15 protein-coding genes and 1 pseudogene are annotated in these 18,600 nt (G+C 66.3%); 8 read left to right on the forward strand and 8 right to left on the reverse strand.

Features of this window, described 5'->3' with window-relative positions:
• Positions 1-42 precede the first annotated feature (42 nt).
• From mfd to N8888_RS05525, 3 genes are all read right to left on the reverse strand, one after another.
• Positions 43-3,507, reverse strand: coding sequence for a transcription-repair coupling factor (gene mfd, locus N8888_RS05515; protein WP_065181149.1), 3,465 nt, complete (start codon positions 3,505-3,507; stop codon positions 43-45).
• A gap of 125 nt (positions 3,508-3,632) precedes the next feature.
• Positions 3,633-4,178 carry a GNAT family N-acetyltransferase gene (locus tag N8888_RS05520; protein WP_053517384.1) on the reverse strand — a complete coding sequence of 182 codons (546 nt, stop codon included), beginning with the start codon at positions 4,176-4,178 and terminating at the stop codon, positions 3,633-3,635.
• Positions 4,179-4,273: 95 nt separating this feature from the next.
• Positions 4,274-5,131 carry a 23S rRNA (adenine(2030)-N(6))-methyltransferase RlmJ gene (locus N8888_RS05525; protein WP_053517399.1) on the reverse strand — a complete coding sequence of 286 codons (858 nt, stop codon included), beginning with the start codon at positions 5,129-5,131 and terminating at the stop codon, positions 4,274-4,276.
• Between the two features lie 34 nt (positions 5,132-5,165).
• Here N8888_RS05525 and creB point away from each other — a divergent pair, with 34 nt between their 5' ends.
• From creB to N8888_RS05560, 7 genes are all read left to right on the forward strand, one after another.
• Complete coding sequence (gene creB, locus N8888_RS05530) at positions 5,166-5,885, forward strand: two-component system response regulator CreB (RefSeq protein WP_111185841.1); 720 nt, start codon at positions 5,166-5,168, stop codon at positions 5,883-5,885.
• A 3-nt stretch (positions 5,886-5,888) separates the two neighbouring features.
• Entirely contained in the window at positions 5,889-7,349 is a 1,461-nt protein-coding gene (gene creC / locus N8888_RS05535; RefSeq protein WP_263177840.1) for a two-component system sensor histidine kinase CreC, read from the forward strand.
• Positions 7,350-7,430: 81 nt separating this feature from the next.
• The gene (creD, locus tag N8888_RS05540) at positions 7,431-8,750 is read left to right on the forward strand and encodes a cell envelope integrity protein CreD (protein ID WP_111185837.1); all 1,320 of its coding nucleotides are present in this window, start codon (positions 7,431-7,433) and stop codon (positions 8,748-8,750) included.
• Between the two features lie 10 nt (positions 8,751-8,760).
• The gene (locus N8888_RS05545) at positions 8,761-9,171 is read left to right on the forward strand and encodes a hypothetical protein (RefSeq protein ID WP_065181152.1); all 411 of its coding nucleotides are present in this window, start codon (positions 8,761-8,763) and stop codon (positions 9,169-9,171) included.
• 98 nt (positions 9,172-9,269) lie between these two features.
• Complete coding sequence (locus tag N8888_RS05550) at positions 9,270-10,868, forward strand: M20/M25/M40 family metallo-hydrolase (RefSeq protein ID WP_263177841.1); 1,599 nt, start codon at positions 9,270-9,272, stop codon at positions 10,866-10,868.
• A gap of 90 nt (positions 10,869-10,958) precedes the next feature.
• Positions 10,959-12,362, forward strand: coding sequence for a glutamate--tRNA ligase (gltX, locus tag N8888_RS05555; RefSeq protein ID WP_263177842.1), 1,404 nt, complete (start codon positions 10,959-10,961; stop codon positions 12,360-12,362).
• A 33-nt stretch (positions 12,363-12,395) separates the two neighbouring features.
• Positions 12,396-12,887 carry a Fur family transcriptional regulator gene (locus N8888_RS05560; protein WP_053517393.1) on the forward strand — a complete coding sequence of 164 codons (492 nt, stop codon included), beginning with the start codon at positions 12,396-12,398 and terminating at the stop codon, positions 12,885-12,887.
• A 127-nt stretch (positions 12,888-13,014) separates the two neighbouring features.
• Here the strand turns inward: N8888_RS05560 and N8888_RS05565 are convergent, their stop codons facing one another.
• Together N8888_RS05565 and N8888_RS05570 are read right to left on the reverse strand one after the other, a co-directional pair.
• Positions 13,015-13,614, reverse strand: coding sequence for a DUF4276 family protein (locus N8888_RS05565; protein WP_263177843.1), 600 nt, complete (start codon positions 13,612-13,614; stop codon positions 13,015-13,017).
• Positions 13,611-14,810 (reverse strand): AAA family ATPase, encoded by a 1,200-nt coding sequence (locus N8888_RS05570; RefSeq protein WP_263177844.1) that lies wholly within the window; start codon positions 14,808-14,810, stop codon positions 13,611-13,613. Before N8888_RS05570 ends, N8888_RS05565 begins: the two co-directional genes overlap by 4 nt.
• Positions 14,811-14,844: 34 nt before the next feature.
• Here N8888_RS05570 and N8888_RS05575 point away from each other — a divergent pair.
• Positions 14,845-14,979 (forward strand): annotated as a pseudogene (locus N8888_RS05575) (transcriptional repressor); the annotation flags it as partial.
• A gap of 74 nt (positions 14,980-15,053) precedes the next feature.
• Here N8888_RS05575 and N8888_RS05580 read toward each other — a convergent pair.
• The 3 genes from N8888_RS05580 to N8888_RS05590 are packed head-to-tail and all read right to left on the reverse strand — an operon-like array spanning position 15,054 to position 18,464.
• Entirely contained in the window at positions 15,054-16,214 is a 1,161-nt protein-coding gene (locus tag N8888_RS05580) for an HlyD family secretion protein (RefSeq protein WP_111185833.1), read from the reverse strand.
• 10 nt (positions 16,215-16,224) lie between these two features.
• Positions 16,225-17,898, reverse strand: a complete 1,674-nt coding sequence (locus tag N8888_RS05585; RefSeq protein WP_065174667.1) for an MFS transporter — start codon at positions 17,896-17,898, stop codon at positions 16,225-16,227.
• Positions 17,898-18,464: a TetR/AcrR family transcriptional regulator gene (locus tag N8888_RS05590; protein ID WP_053518751.1), complete on the reverse strand. Its 567-nt coding sequence runs from the start codon at positions 18,462-18,464 to the stop codon at positions 17,898-17,900. Before N8888_RS05590 ends, N8888_RS05585 begins: the two co-directional genes overlap by 1 nt.
• Positions 18,465-18,600: the final 136 nt, after the last annotated feature.

Below are 18,600 nucleotides of genomic sequence, written 5' to 3' on the forward strand. Positions count from 1 at the left end.
CCGCACCGGGTGGGGCCGGTGCGGGGTGGTAGCGGTGGGAAATCAACCCGGGGCGAGGGTCGTCAGCAGGGCGCGGGCCGCATTGAAGCGGTCTTCCGGCAAGGGTAGCGGGTGCTTGATGCGGAGCTTGTCCGGGCCTTCCATCGCATACAGGTTCGGCTGCTTCTGGATCAGCTGGATCACGGCCATCGGGTCGATGTCCGGCTTCGATTCGAACACGATGCGGCCACCGTTCTCGCCCAGGTCCAGCTTGCGGATGCCCAGCGCGTTGGCCCGCAGCTTCAGCTCGGCAACCGCGAACAGGTGCTTGGCCGGGTCCGGCAGCAGGCCGAAGCGATCGATCATCTCGACCTGCAGCTCGCGCAGCGCATCGTTGTCGCGCGCGCTGGAAATGCGCTTGTACAGCGTCAGGCGGGTATGCACGTCCGGCAGGTAGTCTTCCGGAATCAGGGCCGGCACATGCAGCTCGACGTCGGCACCGCGCACTTCCTCGCCGGCATCCAGGTCCGGCAGCTTGCCCTGCTTGATGCTGCGTACCGCGCGCTCCAGGAGCTCGGTATACAGGCTGAAGCCGACTTCGGCCATCTGCCCGCTCTGGTCCTCGCCGAGCAGTTCACCGGCACCGCGGATTTCCAGATCGTGCGTGGCCAGGGTGAAGCCGGCGCCCAGCTCGTCCATGGAGGCGATGGCTTCCAGGCGCTTCTCGGCATCCGGGGTGATCGCACGGCGGTCAGGCGTGATCAGGTAGGCGTAGGCGCGGTGGTGCGAACGCCCCACGCGGCCGCGCAGCTGGTGCAGCTGGGCCAGGCCGAAGCGGTCAGCGCGGTTGATGATGATGGTGTTGGCGTTGGGGATGTCGATGCCCGACTCGATGATCGTGGTCGACAGCAGCACGTTGAAGCGCTGCTTCTGGAAATCCAGCATCACCTTCTCCAGTTCGCGCTCCGGCATCTGGCCATGGGCGATGCCGATGCGCGCTTCCGGCACGAGTTCGGACAGCTCGCGCTGCATGCGGCCGATGCTCTCCACGTCGTTGTGCAGGAAGTACAGCTGGCCACCACGCGCCAGTTCGCGCTGGAAGGCCTCGCGCAGCAGCGCGTTGTCCCATTGCGTGATGAAGGTCTGTACCGCCAGCCGGTTCGGCGGCGGCGTGGCGATGATCGACAGGTCGCGAAGGCCGGCCATGGCCATGTTCAGCGTGCGCGGGATCGGCGTGGCGGTCAGGGTCAGCAGGTGCACGTTGGCACGCAACGCCTTCAGCGCCTCCTTCTGGCGTACGCCGAACCGTTGTTCCTCGTCGACGATGACCATGCCCAGATCCTTGAACTTCACGTCCGGCTGCAGCAGGCGGTGGGTGCCCACGATGACATCGATGGTGCCGGCAGCGACCTTCTCCAGTTCGGCCTTGATCTCCTTGGTGCTCTTGAAGCGCGACAGCACTTCCACCTTGAGCGGGTAATCGGCGAAGCGGTCGCGGAAGTTGCGGTAGTGCTGTTCGGCCAGCAGCGTGGTCGGCACCAGCACCGCCACCTGCTTGCCGGCACTGGCAGCGGCGAACGCGGCGCGCACGGCGACCTCGGTCTTGCCGAAGCCCACATCGCCGCACACCACGCGGTCCATCGGCTGGCTGCTGGCGAGGTCGCGCAGGGTCGCGTCGATGGCGGCCAGCTGGTCGGGTGTCTCCTCGAACGGGAAGCCGGCGGCGAATGGTTCGTACATCGCGCGGTCGACCTGCAGGGCCAGTCCGGCACGTGCCTGCCGGCGCGCCTGGATTTCCAGCAGTTCGGCGGCGACGTCGCGCACCTTCTCGGCGGCCTTGCGCTTGGCCTTGGTCCACTGCTCGCCCCCGAGCGAATGCAGGGGCGCGGTCTCGGCGGATGCGCCGGAGTAGCGGCTGATGAGATGCAGCTGTGCGACCGGCACGTACAGGCGGTCGCCCTTGGCATACTCGATTTCCAGGAACTCGCCCGGCATGCCACCGACGTCCATCGCGATCAGGCCGCGATAACGGCCCACGCCATGATCCTCGTGCACGATCGGCGCGCCTTCGGTCAGCTCGCCCAGGTCACGGATGATCGCTTCCGGTTCGCGGCCGGCGCGGCGCGTGCGGCGGGTACTACCGGCGCGCTCGGGGAACAGCTGGCGTTCGGTCAGGACCGCCAGGCGCGGATCGTCCAGGGCGAAGCCATCTTCCAGCGGCGCCACGGTGATGGCAAAGCGCACATCGCTGGCGAGGAAGGCGGGCAGGTCGGCAACCACCGGCGGCTTCAGTTCGGCCGCCTGCAGCACTTCCAGCAGGGCTTCGCGGCGGCCCGGTGAATCTGCGGCGATCAGTACCCGGCCGGGGTAGTGGCCGAGGAAGGATTTCAGCGCGTCGCCAGCGGGTGCTTCGCGGGCCGCTACCGGCAGCGCCGGCAGGGGCTGGTCGCCCAGCGCATGTGCATCGGCGATGCGCGCATGGTCGGCGGCCCATACTTCGATGCGTGGCGCGTCGTTCAGCCGCTCGCGCAGCTGCTCAGGCGAAAGGTACAGCGCCGAGGGCGGTAGCAGTGGGCGCTCGACATCGTGGCGGCGCTGCTCGTAGCGTTCGCCGGTCTGTGCCCAGAACGCGTCGGCGGCTTCGCCTGCGCCGGCACACACCACCGGCAGGCTGCCGGCAGGCAGGTAGTCGAACAGGCTGGCGGTGCGGTCGAAGAACAGCGGCAGGTAGTACTCGATGCCTGCCGGGGCCAACCCGGACTTGAGGTCCTGGTACAGCGCGCTGCGGCGCGTGTCGACATCGAAGCGTTCACGCAGGGCGGCCAGCACGCGGCCGATGCTGGCCTCATCCATCGGTACTTCGCGGCCGGGCAGCATGTGCACCGACTCGACCCTGTCCAGCGAGCGCTGGCTTTCCGGGTCGAAGGCGCGGATCGAGTCGATGTCCTCGTCCAGCAGCTCCACCCGCAAGGGCTCGTCGGCGCCCATCGGGAACACATCGAGCAGGCCGCCGCGCACGGCGAAGTCACCGGGGTCCATCACCTGCGGCACGTTGCGGTAGCCCGCGCTTTCCAGGCGGCGTTTCTCGGCCTCCAGGTCCAGGCGCTGGCCGACCTTCAGGTCGAAGCTGCCGCCGATCACGTAGCTGCGCGGGGCCAGCTGCTGCAGCAGGGTCTGGACCGGCACCACCACCAGGCCGCGCTTGAGCGAAGGCAGGCGGTGCAGGGCCGCCAGGCGCTGCGAGATGATGTCCGGATGCGGGCTGAAGCGGTCGTAGGGCAGGGTTTCCCAGTCCGGGAAGGCGATCACCGGCAGCGCGGGATCGTTGCCCAGCAGGGTCTGCAGATCGGCTTCGAGCTGGTTGGCGCCGTGGTTGTCACGGGCAACCACCAGCAACGGCGCGTCATGCGCGCGCGCCGCCTGGGCCAGGTACCAGGCCAGGGCGGTCGGTGAAGCGGGGGCGCGCCACCAGGCGCGGAGCTGGCCGGCGCGCGGCAGCGGCGGGGCGGGGTATGAAGTACGCGACATGGACCGCGGATTTTAGCAGAAGCCTCCACCCGCCCCATGATTGCTGCGTGAGCGGGCAGCGCCGGGCCATGCCCGGAGGGCGCAGTGGCTGCAACGGCATCGCCGGGCCGCGCCCGGCGTCACCGTCAGTTGTCCAGTTCCAGCACCATGCGCACCAGCCCTTCGGTGCCGTTCGGGTGCGGAACGGGCTTGAAGCCCAGCGAGGCGGCCAGCTGCTTCATCGGCTCGTTCTCGGCCGCCACATCGCCGTACAGGCGATCCAGGTACTTGCCCCGACCCCACTTCACCAGCTTGCGCATCAGCTGCCGGCCCAGGCCCTGGCCGATGAGGAAGCGGCTGATCAGGATCGCGTACTCGGCTTCGCGGGTACCGGGGATGATCGAGGCCCGGGCGACCGCACCGACCACGGCCTCACCGGCGGGCAGGGACTCGGCCGCGACCAGGGTGATCTCGGTCTTGGGATTCGGATGGGTCAGGCGCTGCGTGGTTTCCGGTGACAGCTCGGTCACCGCCTGCAGGAAACGGTCGCGGATTTCTTCCGGCCCGAACAGGCTGAAGGCCGCTTGCAGCGGCGCGCTGTCTTCCGGGCGGATGGGGCGGATCAGCAGCTCGTGGCCGCTGGGAGCCTTGAAGATCTCATGCCAGGGCGGCATGCGGTTGCGAGTGGCCATACCGGGTGATTCCTTGGTGGTCCATCGATTGTGGCATCACCGGGGCTGTCTTCCGTGAACAAAAGGCTCACGGGCGTACAGCCTCGTGAAGGCCATTATTCAGGTGCCTTGAGCCAATCCAGGCGGGTGCTGGCGCCGGGCTCACCCAGGTGCTGGCGCAGCGCCGGCAGGGCCGGACCGACCGCCCGGTCGAACTGCCAGGGGGCGTTGAGCACCAGCATGCCGCTGCCGTTGAGGCGCAGCGGTGAGTCGTCGGGGCGTACCAGGAACTCGATGGTCACTGCCGACTTGACCGGCAAGGCAGTGGCCTTGCGCAGGAAATGCAGGATCGTGCGGCGCTGCTTGATCGGGAACCACACCGCGCAGGTGGCCTGCGGCCAGCGCGCCAGCGTCTCGGCCAGCGCTGCCAGGATGCGCTGGTACTCGGCGTCCTGGGCCTCGTAGGGCGGGTCGATCAGCACCAGGCCGCGGCCGATCTTGCTGCCGTTGACCTTCGGCGGCAGCAGCGAGCGCAGCAGTGCATAGCCGTCGCCCGGGTGCACGCCGACCCGGCTGTCATGGGCGAACAGGGCCTTGAGCGTGCCTGCTTCGTCTTCCTGCAGCTCGCATACCGCCATCCGGTCCTGCGCACGCATGGCCTGGGCGGTGAGCAGGGGCGAGCCGGGGTAGTTGGTCAGCGCGCCGACCGGATTGTCGGCCTGCACGGCCTTCAGGTAGCGCTCGACCACGTCCGGCAGCTTCGGCTGCGCCATCAGGCGCATGACCCCGGATTCGGCCTCCAGCGTCTTGCGGCTCTCTTCGCTGGCCAGCAGATAGCGGCCAGCGCCGCCGTGGGTGTCCAGCACGAAGAACGGGCTGTCCTTGCGCTTGAAGCTGTCGATCAGGGCCAGCTGCACGATGTGCTTGAGGACATCGGCATGGTTGCCGGCGTGGAAGGCATGGCGGTAATTCATGCGGGCAGTGTACGGGGCGGCGGCCGCAGCGGCTATGCTGCGCGCCATGACAGCTCCCGTTGCCCATGTCCTGGTGGTCGAGGACGAAGCCGCCATCGCCGAAACCGTGCTCTACGCGCTGCGCAGCGAGGGCTACCTGGCCAGTCACTGCCTGCTCGGCAGCGATGCCCTGCAGCGGCTGCGGGACGGTGGCATCGATGTGGTGGTGCTGGACGTGGGCCTGCCGGACCTGAGCGGCTTCGAGGTCTGTCGTCGGCTGCGTGCGCTGCCCGGTCCGCAGGCGCAGCTGCCGGTGATCTTCCTGACCGCCCGCAACGACGAGCTGGACCGGGTGCTGGGCCTGGAACTGGGCGCCGACGACTACATGGCCAAGCCGTTCTCGCCGCGCGAGCTGGTGGCGCGGGTGCGCGCGCGGCTGCGGCGGGCGGCGCCTGCCGCCAGTGACACCGATGCGGGCTGGCAGACGCATGGCGCCTTCGCCATCGACCGCGAGGGCCGGCGTGTCCGCTTCCACGGCCAGGCGCTGGACCTGACCCGCTACGAGTACGCACTGCTGGAAGCCCTGCTGCAACGCCCCGGGGCCATCCTCAGCCGCGCCCAGCTGATGGACCGCGGCTGGGACAGCAGTGCCGACAGCGCCGACCGCACGGTCGATACGCACGTCAAGACCCTGCGTGCCAAGCTGCGCGCGGCCGGCGCCAGCACCGACCCGATCCGGACCCACCGTGGCCTGGGCTACGCCCTGGAGGTGTGAGCGATGCGTCTGGTGATGAAGCTGTTCCTGGGCTTCTTCCTGATCGTGGGCATCGCCGCGTTCTTCGTCATGCGCGTGTTCGTCAACGAAGTGAAGCCGGGCGTGCGCCAGGCGATGGAATCGACCCTGGTCGATGCAGCCAACGTGCTGGCCGAGATGGCGGCGGCGGACGTCAAGGCAGGCACCATCAACAGCGGCAGTTTCACCCGCAACCTGGCCAAGGCGCGGCAGCGTGACCTGAAAGCGATGGTGTGGCGCTTTCCCAAGCGCGCCCTCGATTACCGGGTGACGATCACCGATGCGAAAGGCATCGTGATCTACGATTCGCAGGGCCGCGACGTCGGTCGTGACAACTCGCGCTGGAACGATGTCTACCGCACCCTGCGCGGCGAGTACGGCGCCCGCTCCAGCCCGGAGACGCCGGGCGAGGAGGGCAACACCGTGATGCATGTGGCCGCGCCGGTGTACGACCCGGGCGATGGCCGCACCCTCATCGGCGTGCTCACCCTGGCCCAGCCCAACCGCAGCATCGATCCGTTCATTGCGGCCAGCCAGCGCGCCATCATCGAACGCGGCGCATGGCTGATAGGACTCTCGGCGCTGGTCGGGGTGCTGGTGACGATGTGGTTGACCACCGGCCTGGGCCAGCTCAGCCGCTATGCGCGCGCGGTCACCGCCGGTGAGCCGGTGCCGCCGCCACGCCGCCGCCGCGATGAGATCGGTGATCTCGGCCAGGCGCTGGAGACCATGCGGCGCAAACTCGAAGGCAAGGCCTACGTCGAGCAGTATGTGCAGTCGCTGACGCACGAAATGAAGAGCCCACTGGCCGCGATACGCGGTGCCGCCGAGCTGCTGCAGGAACCGATGGCCGATGCCGACCGTGCGCACTTCGCGCGCAGCATCCTCGAGCAGCAGGAGCGGTTGACCGAAACCATCGACAAGCTGCTGGCGCTGGCCGAAGTGGAGCAGCATGGCTGGCTGCAGACGCGTGCTCCGATCGCACTGCCGGACCTGCTGCAGCAGACCGTCGCAGCCGCGCAGGTGCGCGCGCAGGCGGCCGGCGTCGAGGTACGCACTGATGCCGTGGCGGATCTGAGCATTCAGGGTGATGCCTATCTGCTGCGGCAGGCGCTGAACAACCTGGTCGACAACGCGGTTGCCTTCTCTCCATCGGGGACGGAGGTGGTGCTGCAGGAACAGGTTGAGGACGGCGGCGTGCGCCTGCAGGTGGCCGACCGGGGGGCCGGCATTCCCGACTATGCCCGTGACCGCGTGTTCGAGCGCTTCTATTCGTTGGCCCGTCCCGGCAGTGGCCGCCGCAGCTCCGGCCTCGGGCTGCCGTTCGTGCAGGAAGTGGCGCGCCTGCACGATGGCCGTGTCCAGCTGCAGGCCCGCGACGGCGGCGGGACCGTGGCCAGCCTGTGGTTGCCGCTGGGCATGCCCGGCCCGCGCACGCGGCGCTGACTTCACATCCGCTTCAAATTCGCCACAAACCCCGCTCACCGCGACGGTCCATGCTGCAGCCCTCTCCAACGAGGATGGACCATGAAATCCCTGAAGATGCTGCTGCGGTTCGCCATTGTCGGCGGGCTGATCCTGCTGCTGCTGATTCCGCTGATGATGATCCGCAGCGTGATCAACGAGCGCAGTCAATACCGGGACGAAGCCTTCGCGCGGGTCGCTGACAGCCGCGCCGGCGCGCAGCAGCTGGTGGGGCCGGTGCGGGTGGTGCCGTGGGTGGAGCGCCAGCAGGTGGAAGTCGTCGACGCCAAGGGCAACAAGAAGACCGAGGTGCAGGTCAGCGAAGGGCACTGGCTGCAGATGCCGGCCTCGCTCGACGTTGGCGGCGAGATGCTGCCCAGCCAGCGTGAGGTCGGGCTGTTCAAGGTGCCGGTGTACAGCTGGAACGGCCAGTTGAAGGCCTCTTTCGCGGCTGACGACTATCCGGTCAAGCCAGGCCGCACCTATGGCCAGCCCTATGTGGCGCTGGGGGTGTCCGATGCGCGTGGCCTGGTCGGCACGCCCAACCTGCGCGTGGATGGCCGCCAGGTACGCCTGCTGCCGGGCGTCGGCGCCGCTGCGGAACTGGGGCGCGGCCTGCATGCCCCCGTGGCCGGCTTTGCCGGGGTGCAGGGTGGACAGCTGGCAGCAAGCACGGTGGAGCTGGAGCTGCGGCTGGACGGCAGCCGGATGCTGTCGGTCGTGCCGGTAGGCGATGACAACCGCATCGCACTGCGTTCGCGCTGGCCGCATCCATCCTTCGCCGGCGCCTTCCTGCCGAACGAACGCCGCGTCGATGCGCAGGGCTTCGACGCACGCTGGGCGGTGTCCTCGCTGGCCTCCGATGCCCAGCGCCAGCTGCGCAGCGATGGCGCGGTGGCGTCGCAGGCGGTGAGCGTGTCGCTGGTCGATCCGGTCGACGCCTACACGCAGGCGGATCGCGCCTCCAAGTATGGCGTGCTGTTCGTGCTGCTCACCTTCGTCGGCTTCATTCTGTTCGAGCTGATCAAATCGCTGCGCATCCACCCGCTGCAGTACCTGATGGTGGGCCTGGCGCTGGCGATCTTCTTCCTGCTGCTGATCAGCCTGTCCGAGCACATCGCCTTCTGGAAGGCCTATCTGGTCTCGGCGGCGGCTTGCATCGGCGTGCAGGCGGTGTATCTGGCCAACGTGCTCGGTCACTGGAAGCGCGGCCTGGGCTTCGCCGCGCTGCTGACCGTGCTGTATGGCGCGCTTTACGGGCTGCTGGTCTCGGAGAACAACGCGCTGCTGATGGGCTCGCTGCTGCTGTTCGTGATTCTGGCGCTGGCGATGTGGGTGACCCGCCGCGTGGACTGGTATGCGCTGGGCGCGGAAGCAAAGTGAGGAGAACGCGATGGGATGGCGCCAGGGATTGCGGCTGAGAGCCCAGCAGGGCATTCCGGCTCTGCTCGAAGTGGATGCACTGCTGCAGGCGCATGGCGTGCTGGCGGCCCTGCCGGGGGCGCGGATCGCCCCCGGCCTGGTCCGCTTCCAGCTGGCGGCGGCCACCTGCGAAGGAGTGCTGGGGCAGGGGCTGGAGTGGCTGGACGGTGCACGGCAGGGACGTGGCGTGCTGGGTGGAAAGGTGCCGCGCTACCGGCCCTGGAAGGCCGGGCCGGGGGCATTGGCCGAGATCGGCATCGCCGGCCTGCCCGGCGACTGGCCTGCGCATGCTGCGGTTTACGGCTGCAGCAGCATTGACCGGCGGCACTGGTTGCTGCTGCTGCCCATGCGCGCCCAGCTGTGGCTGGGCTGGAGCGGATGAGGCGCCTGCACCGCCCATGACCGATGGGACGGGGGCCAAGCGCCCCCGCTGGCTAGACTCGAGGGGTTGATGATCGAGCCGAAGGGCAGGGGTGGGATGTGCTGAAGTGGGGTGTGCTGGCGGTTGCGCTGGCGATGAGCGGGAATGCGACGGCGCAGCAGCGCGAGCCGGTGGACCTGGACATGGTCAGCCGCATCCGCCAGGAGGCGTTCCATCGCTCGCAGGTGATGGACACCTTCAGCTATCTCACCGAGCGCATCGGGCCGCGTCTGACCAACTCTCCCGCGATGGGGCGCGCCAACGCGTGGACCCGCAGCAAGTTCACCGAATGGAAGCTGGACAATGTCCACGACGAAGCGTTCGACGACTTCGGCCGTGGCTGGGAGTTCACCTCGGCCAGCGTGGAGATGCTCGGCGACCGCGTGATGCCGTTGCACGCGCTGCCCAAGGCCTGGACGCCGGGCACCGGAGGACCGGTCGAGGGCGAGCTGGTACAGGTGGACATCAAGAAGCCGGAAGACATCGAGAAGTACCGCGGCAAGCTGCGCGGGAAGATCCTGCTGCTCGGCGAGGCGCGCGAGTACAAGCGGGGTACCGAGCCGGACTCGCATCGTCACGACGCGACCTCGCTGGAGGGACTGCAGGAATTCACCCTGCCCAAGGACAAGGACGCCACCGCCGAGCGCGCCAAGCGGGTGAAGGAGTACCAGGAGCGGCAGGCGCTGGCGGCCAAGGTCAACGCCTTCTTCGTCGAGGAAGGCGCATTGGCCTCGATCAGCATCAGCAGCTGGGACAACGGCATCATCCGCGTGGCCGGTGGTGGCTCGCGCAAGGCCGGGGAATCGGTCGGCATTCCGGAGCTGGCGATGATCGCCGAGCACTTCAATCCGCTGGTGCGTGCACTGGAGGCCAAGCAGCCCGTGCGCCTGCGGGTGGACGTGAGCGCGCGTTTCACCGACGACAGCGATCAGCCCGGCTACAACACGCTGGCGGAGATCCGGGGCAGCAGCAGGCCGGATGAGGTGGTGATGATCGGCGCGCACCTCGATTCCTGGCACAGTGGCACCGGCGCGGCCGACAACGCGGCCGGCGTGGCGGTGATGATGGAAGCCATGCGCATCCTCAAGGCCACCGGTGCCAAGCCCCGGCGCACCATCCGGGTGGCGCTGTGGAGCGGCGAGGAGCAGGGCCTGATCGGCTCGCAGGCCTACGTCGCCAAGCACTTCGGCCAGTTCCCGGAACCGGTGGACGCTGCGCAGAAGGCGTTGCCGGCCTCGCTGCGCGACCCCACCGGACCGCTGCGCAAGACCCGCGACTACAGCAAGTTCCAGGTCTACTTCAACATGGACAACGGCTCCGGCCGCTTCCGTGGCATCTACGCGCAGGAGAACCTGGCGGCGATGCCGATCTTCGAGGCCTGGCTCGCCCCGTTCCATGATGTCGGCGCCACCACGGTGGCGACCCGCAACACCGGCAGCACCGACCACATCAGCTTCGATCGCATCGGCCTGCCCGGCTTCCAGTTCATCCAGGACCGGCTGGATTACTTCACCAATGTCCACCACAGCCATCTGGACACCTGGGACCACGCCGAGCCCGAAGATCTCAAGCAGGCAGCGGCCATCGTGGCCTCCTTTGCCTACAACGCGGCGATGCGAGAGCAGTCGTTCCCGCGCAAGGCCGAGCCGCAGCCGTGACGTGAGCCGGAGGGGCGGACTCCGTCCGTCCCTCCGTGCCGGCGCGGGGCTGGTGGTAAAATCGGGGAATTCCCGTTCCTCGAGCCCCACATGACCTGCCGCACCCGCTTCGCCCCCAGTCCTACCGGTTATCTGCATATCGGTGGCGCCCGCACCGCGCTGTACTGCTGGCTGGAGGCCCGCCACCGCGGCGGCGAGTTCGTGCTGCGCATCGAGGATACCGACCGTGAACGCAGCACCCAGGGGGCGATCGACGCCATCCTGGAGGCGATGGAGTGGCTGGGCCTGGACTACGACGAAGGTCCGATCTACCAGACCCACCGGGTGGCCCGTTACCGGGAAGTCGCCGAGCAGCTGATTGCCGACGGCAAGGCCTACTACGCCTATGAAACCCGGGAAGAGCTGGACGCGATGCGCGAAGCCGCCATGGCCAGGCAGGAAAAGCCGCGCTACAACGGTGCCGCGCGCGAGCTGGGCCTGCCATACCGGGACGACCCGAACCGCGTCATCCGCTTCAAGAATCCGCTGCAGGGTACGGTGGTGTTCGATGACCTGATCAAGGGCCGGATCGAGATCGCCAACAGCGAACTGGATGACATGGTCATCTTCCGTCCGGACGGCTATCCCACCTACAACTTCGCGGTGGTGGTGGATGACTGGGACATGGGCATCACCGAGGTCATCCGCGGTGACGACCACATCAACAACACGCCGCGCCAGATCAACCTGTACGAAGGCATCGGTGCACCGGTGCCGAAGTTCGGCCACATGCCGATGATCTTGGACGAGCAGGGCGCCAAGCTGTCCAAGCGCACCGGCGCCGCCGACGTGATGCAGTACCGGGATGCCGGCTACCTGCCGGACGCACTGCTGAGCTACCTGGCCCGCCTGGGCTGGTCGCATGGTGACCAGGAACTGTTTACCCGCCAGGAACTGATCGACCTGTTCGATGTGAAGGACTGCAACTCCAAGGCGTCGCGCCTGGACATGGCCAAGCTGGGCTGGGTCAACCAGCACTTCCTGAAGACCGTGGAGCCGGCCGACATCGTGCCGCACCTGGTCTACCAGCTGCAGAAGCTGGGCCTGGACGTGGCGGCGGGCCCGGCACCGGTAGACGTGGTGATCGCCCTGCGTGAACGCGTGCAGACCCTGAAGGAAATGGCCGAGAAGGCCGTGGTCTGGTACCAGCCGCTGAACGACTACGACGAAGCCGCAGTGGCCAAGCACTTCAAGGCCGGGGCCGAGGTCGCCCTGGGCAAGGCCCGTGAACTGCTGGCGGCGCTGCCGGAATGGACGGCCGAAGCGGTCGGCACGGCCCTGCACGACACGGCCGCCGCGCTGGAGATCGGCATGGGCAAGGTCGCCCAGCCGCTGCGCGTGGCCATCACCGGTACCCAGGTCAGCCCTGACATTTCCCACACCGTGTACCTGGCCGGCCGTGAGCAGGCCTTGAAACGCATCGACGCGGCCATTACCAAGGTAGCAACGGTCTGAGGCATCCTTGCCAGGCCGAACCGGAGAACGCGCATGCCCGCCAAGACTGCCACTGCCTGTACCGCCCCCCACCACCACGTCCATGACGCATCGGATTTCGTGGCGGTGGTCGAGCGTGTCTCGCGCGAACGCGGGCTGCGCCTGACCCCCATCCGCGCCAACGTACTGAAGCTGATCGCCGAAGCCGGCAAGCCGGTCAAGGCCTACGAGCTGCTGGAATGGGTGCGCAACGGCAAGGGTGTGGGTGCCGATGCCCCGCCCACCGTGTACCGCGCGCTGGACTTCCTGATGGCCAATGGCTTCGTGCACAAGCTGGAATCGGTGAATGCCTTCGTGGCCTGCCACCATCCCAGCAGTGCGGCGCATTCGGTGCCGTTCCTGATCTGCAACAGCTGCCACAGCGCGGTGGAGCTGGAAGACCGCGAGATCGTCGGCCAGCTGGAGAAGCGGGCCAAGGAGCTCGGCTTCCAGCCGCAGGCGCAGACGCTGGAAGTGCACGGGCTCTGCGCCCGCTGCGCGGGTTGAGGAAGGGGCGGTGCCGGCCGTTGGTCGGCATCAGAGTAAAAGGTTCGCAGCGGGTAGAGGCTCGGCTCCGCAAATGTTCCGCACGGATACGGATTTCACAGTAGCTTTGTGAGCAAGTTCGTAGAACTCAGTCTTGCGATCTGTCAGGGAAAAATTTGTCCCATTCAGAACACAGTTTCCGAAATGACCTGCATCGTTGAAAGGTAGATTCAAGATCCATCCGCGCGGCAAACGCTGGTTGGTCAGTGCGTTCCCCATACCCGGAAGTCATCCGTTTTCCTAGCCAGCCCTTAGCGTCTCGAGGAATTTCTGCATCGATCAGCAGATCATCGGCGCTTACTTTCAGTCCTCGATGGCCATTGAGAGTTGCTGCGGATCCAATGAACCATGCTTCAAACTCCCTCTTTATCAGCACGACAGATATATAATGATTCGGGGCTATCAACTTTGCCCTCGCCAGGGTTTTCAGGCCTAGCTCCTTGGGGCAGTCATCATCTGCATCAAGTACTACCAGTATCCATCCGTCGGCGCCGCACTTCTTGCTGGCAAGCCCAACATGTCTACTGAATTCTTCTTGTTTGTTTAAAAAACGATCACGTCGCACCCTAATTGGCTGCGGGATGTCGACGTGATTGTAGTGCCGCCGCCACTGGGCGATCTTTCGAAGAATTATGGGGAGAGCGACCACCTCCCCGTCACCTTCAACAATCGCGGAAATCTTGGTCAATTTGATATTCCATCGAACAACTTGATCTGCTTGGATTGGGCGGCAAGGTCGTCTGCATCTGGTTGAAGTTGTCCCAACTTTAACAACTCTCCGGCAGAGAATAGCCCTTCTCTGATGGCCTCTCTTGCTGCGCCATCGATTCCGCCAATTCGAGTTTCCCCGGCCTCGGACACTACCGCAAGAATTTGCGTGTCATCGATCGATACATCGTCAAGCAAGTCGGGGCTATGGCTTGTGACAATTACTTGTGTCGTCCGCGACGCGCGATGAAGAGCTTCGCGTAAGGCCGCGCTTGCGCCAGGATGGAGGGCTGTTTCTGGCTCTTCAATTCCGATTAGAGTTGGGGCGAAGTCGCGGTTTGACTGAAATAGCGCGGTCAGAACGCCGAGCGCTCTTAGCGTTCCGTCGGACATGTTTTGGGCAGAGAATCTCCATGGGTCTTTTACGCCAGGAACCTCTTGTTTAAATTGAAGCGTCTCCATGGGGCCGACTTGGAGCCTATTAACGCCATGGACCGTCGGAACGACAGTCTGCAGATACTCCTCAATCGCGGATATGGCATCGGGATTGACGTTCTGGAGGTGGCCGATGACGCTGGCAATGTTCTCTCCGACAGGCTTGAGAAGCTTTCCTTCCTGAGGTTGCTGGAGATCACGCATCAATTTTGGGTTCAGGTTGTAAAACCCCATGCAAGTAAGTGCGTCAAACACCGGTCGGAAAGAGCTAATGCCTGACAGCGCTACAAGCGCAAGTCGATCGCTTGTCAGTGACGGCACGATCTGCTCACTGCAGGCAACTACCTTTCCGCTTTCAACGCGATAGAAGGGCCCCTTGCCGGGACCGCGCAGGCTCAACTCTTCAGTCTGGACCTCAAAGCCTCGGTTCTTCAGTGCCCCCACCTTGAATGCGTAGTGCCCATTGAAACCGTCAATGCTGAAATCAATTCGGATACTGAAATGGGTGGGGTGCCCCGCGGATCTACGTCGCACCTCAGATAGCCCGCCCCGCAGATTCAAAGCCTGGTCGAGCGAGGTGGTGAGCGCGTCCTTTACTAAGTGGAGGGCGTCAAGAAAGTTGCTCTTTCCAGCCCCGTTGGTGCCGACGAGATAAACCAACGGGCCTAGCCGTACATCGCACTGACCGATGCTCCGATAGTTTCGAAGTGCAACCCGCGTTATAAAAGGGGGAGGGCTCATTGTGATGCTCGGTTCCTGATTCTTCCAATCTTATCAGTGCCACAGCGCGGTGGAGCTGGAAGACCGCGAGATCGTCGGCCAGCTGGAGAAGCGGGCCAAGGAGCTCGGCTTCCAGCCGCAGGCGCAGACGCTGGAAGTGCACGGACTCTGCGCCCGCTGCGCAGGCTGAGCGGCCGGTGGGATTGGGGTCAGATCCCTTTTGCCTTGGCAAAAGGAATCTGACCCCGTTTCACGAGCTCGACCCTACCGGGCCGGCGCAGGCTCGGCCGCCGTATCCACCCGTGCGATCACCGACATGCCGGGACGCAGTCGCGCGGCCAGCTCCTGCCCCGGATCGATCGAGATCCGGATTGGTAGCCGCTGCACCACCTTGGTGAAGTTGCCGCTGGCATTGTCCGGACGCAGGACGCTGAATTCCGAGCCGGTGGCGGGGGCGATCTGCTCCACATGGCCGCGCAGCACCTGGCCCTGGAACGCGTCCACGGCGAAGGTCGCAGGTTGGCCGATGCGCATCTGCCAGGTCTGGCCCTCCTTGTAGTTGGCGACCACCCACAGCGCGTCGGGCACCAGGAACAGCAGCTGCGAGCCGGCGGCCACGTACTGGCCGGTCCGCACGCTGGCCTCGCTGATCTGCCCGTCGCGCGGCGCATGGATCACGGTATTGGCCAGGTCGATGCGTGCCAGTTCCAGCTGCGCCTGTGCGCTTTCCACCTGTGCCTCCAGGCTCTTGCGCGCCACCTGGGTGGAGACCAGCGTTTCCTCGGCGATGCGGATCTGCGCCTGTGACTGCTGCACGCTGGCCTGCGCTGACGCTTGCGTCGTGCGGAACCGGTCGCGGTCATTGATCGATACCAGGCGTTGTGCGGCGAGCTGCTCGTACCGTTTCAGCTCGTTGCGGGAGCGCTCAAGCTCGGCCTTGCCGGCGGACAGGGTGGCCTGGGCCGCAGCGATCTGCGCGCGGTTCTGCGCCTGCGACTGATCGGAGTTGGCCAACGCCGCGCGCGCGCTGTCCAGCGTGGCCTGTGCCTGCGCCACGCGCTGCGCATAGATGCGGTCATCGATGCGCAGCAGGGGTTCGCCCTTCTTCACGTGCTGGAAGTCCTTCACCAGCACCTCGGTCACATAGCCATTGACCTGGGGTGCCATCACCGTGATCTGCCCGCGCACGTAGGCGTTGTCGGTGACCATCACGCTGCTGGCAAACGGCCACAGGTGCCACGCGCGCAGGATCAGTGCGATGCCCAGCAGGGCCACCACCACCATCACGGCCACGCTGCGCGCACTGGGTCTGAGGTACTTCGGCGCGACCGCCGGCTCAGCCGGCGTGGGCGCAGGTGCCGCATCGGTTGGCGGCGGTGGGGTCACGTTGTCGGCATCGTCGGGACGGGGCGGGACGGGAGGCATGGCGAAGGACTCATCGGGGCGCTGCGGGGGAGGCCGCAGCGGAGGAGGGCGGATGGCGCTTGCGCCACTGCTTGAGCACGGCGGTACGCAGCGACAGCAGCAGCAACCAGCACAGGAAGCCGATCGCCAGCCAGCCGCTCAGGGTGAACACATCATTGAACCCACGGACATTGGCCTCGCGGCGCGTCGTCTGTGCCAGCTGCGCGGTGCCCTGCGCGCTGCGCAGCACCGGATCGGTGATCTGCGCGGCGTACAGCTGCTGCTGGATGCGCAGGCGCTGCGCCACCACCGGGTCGGCGGGATCAAGCTGGCTGGTCAGCGCGCTGGAATACAGCTGTTCGCGATGCAGCTGGAAGGTTCCCAGCAGCGCCGAGCCGGCCAGCCCGCCCAGCGTCTGGGTGATCGACAGCGTTACCAGGAAGGTGATCATGTGGTCCACACCCTGTTTCAGGGCGGCGGAGATACCCAGCATGATCAGCGGGCCCATGAACATCCCGGCACCGACCGAGGCCAGGAACTGGCTGAGGTAGAAATCGTGGGGACGGTCCATGCTGGTGCGGTTCTGGTCGAAGAACGCCGCCGAACCCAGCAGCAGGATCGCCATCAGCAGCTGCGGGATCAGCCGCTTCGGGCCGAAGGTCACGGCGGTACCGATGATGCCGGTGACAACCCCTGCCAGAATCACCACGAACAAGGGGCGCAGCTGGTCCGGGCCCATGCCCAGCGTGCGCATCAGGCTGACCACGCCGTAGGACTGCTCGGTGGTCAGGAAGCGGATGAGGAACGCACCCACGATGAAGTGCAGTACCGGCAGGCTGGCCAGCCAGCGCGTCTGCAGCAGTGGATTGCGCCGGTAGTGCTCGATGATGAAGGCGGTGGTCGACAATGCGATCGAGGCGACCAGCGCCCAGCCCAGCCACGGTGTGTCCAGCCACCAGCGCGTGTAGCCCTGGGCCAGCACCACCACCAGCAGCGCAACCGCCGGGGCAAGCAGGCTGAAGGTGAGGAAATCCATGGGCTCGAAGGCCTTGATCTGCACGCCTGGCGGCAGCTTCAGCACCACCACCGCCGCGAACGCACACAGCGCCAGCCCTGCTTCGAAGGAATACAGCTGGTGCCATTGCCCGGTATCGACCAGGCCGGGCGACACGATCCAGGCCAGCGGAACTGCCAGCTGCGACAGACCGACGCCGATCACCAGCAGGTTGCCGGTGAAGCGCCGCGGCAACGCCTGCAGCATGTACAGCGTACCCAGCGTCGAACACGCCGCACCGGCGAAACCGCTGGCCGCGCGCGTCAGCATCGTGGTTTCGAAGCTGCCCACGAACAGGTGCAGCACGGCCAGCGCGGCATACAGCCCCAGGCCGATCTCGGCGAACAGGCGGATGCCGTACTGCTGGCGGAACTTGAAGGCCAGCAGGTTGGCGGTGACGTTGACCATCGCGTAAGCGGCCACCAGCCAGCTGCCCTGGGTCGGGGTGAGCTGCAGTTGCCCCTGCAGGAACGGCAGGTTGGCGGTGACCAGCGCATTGCCGAGGCCGCCGGTGATGGCCACCAGCAGGGACACCAGGGCATAAGCTGCACGCCGGTAGGGTGGGTGCCACGGCATCGAAGCCGATCCGGGCATGGTCGGCTTCTCATGCTCCTCCCAGTCCGGCACCGGCTTCAGATACGGCTGCACCATCAGCGTGCTCCGCTGGCTGCTCCCTGGAGTCCTCCGCGCAGCAGTTGCAGGGCACGCCCGGCCAGACGGGCGCGCTCGTCACGGGTCTTGCCGCGAAGGGCCGCTCCCAGCATGCCGGAGATCAGTGAAATATCCGTTTTTTCCAGATCGGGACGGCACAGGCCTGCGGCGATGGCCCGCTGGATCGGTGCTTCGAGCAGGTCGCGTACGGTCTCGCGCGCGGCGCGCATGGAGGGCACGTCCGAATCAACGGCGCGCCAGTAATCGGCCAGCGCAGGTGAATCGATGATGCGCTGGGCCATCCCCTCGAACACCTCGAACAGGGCGTCGTCACGGTCGCCCAGCTGCTCCACCTGGCGGCGGATACGGTCGACCGCACGCTGCAGCAGGGCCTGGATCAGCGCGGTGCGGTCGGGAAAATTGCGGTACAGCGTGGCCCGGCCCACCTGGGCGCGTTCGACCACCAGGTCCAGCGGAGCGGTGACGCCGTGTTGCCCGAACACATGGTCGGCGGCGTCGAGAATGAGGGCACGGCGGGCAGCGGCATCAGCGCGTTGAGCGGTCATGGGTTCATTTTCGGACAAAAGTGTCCGATGTGCGAGACATTGAGTGACGGGATTGTCCGGTTGTTGTCCTACGCACATCTTTGTGATCGGTGTGTGAATTCGTATCCATGGCAGGTGGGAGGTGCCACCAGGCCAT

This window comes from Stenotrophomonas maltophilia (genome assembly GCF_025642255.1).
GTDB classification, from domain to species: domain Bacteria; phylum Pseudomonadota; class Gammaproteobacteria; order Xanthomonadales; family Xanthomonadaceae; genus Stenotrophomonas; species Stenotrophomonas maltophilia_P.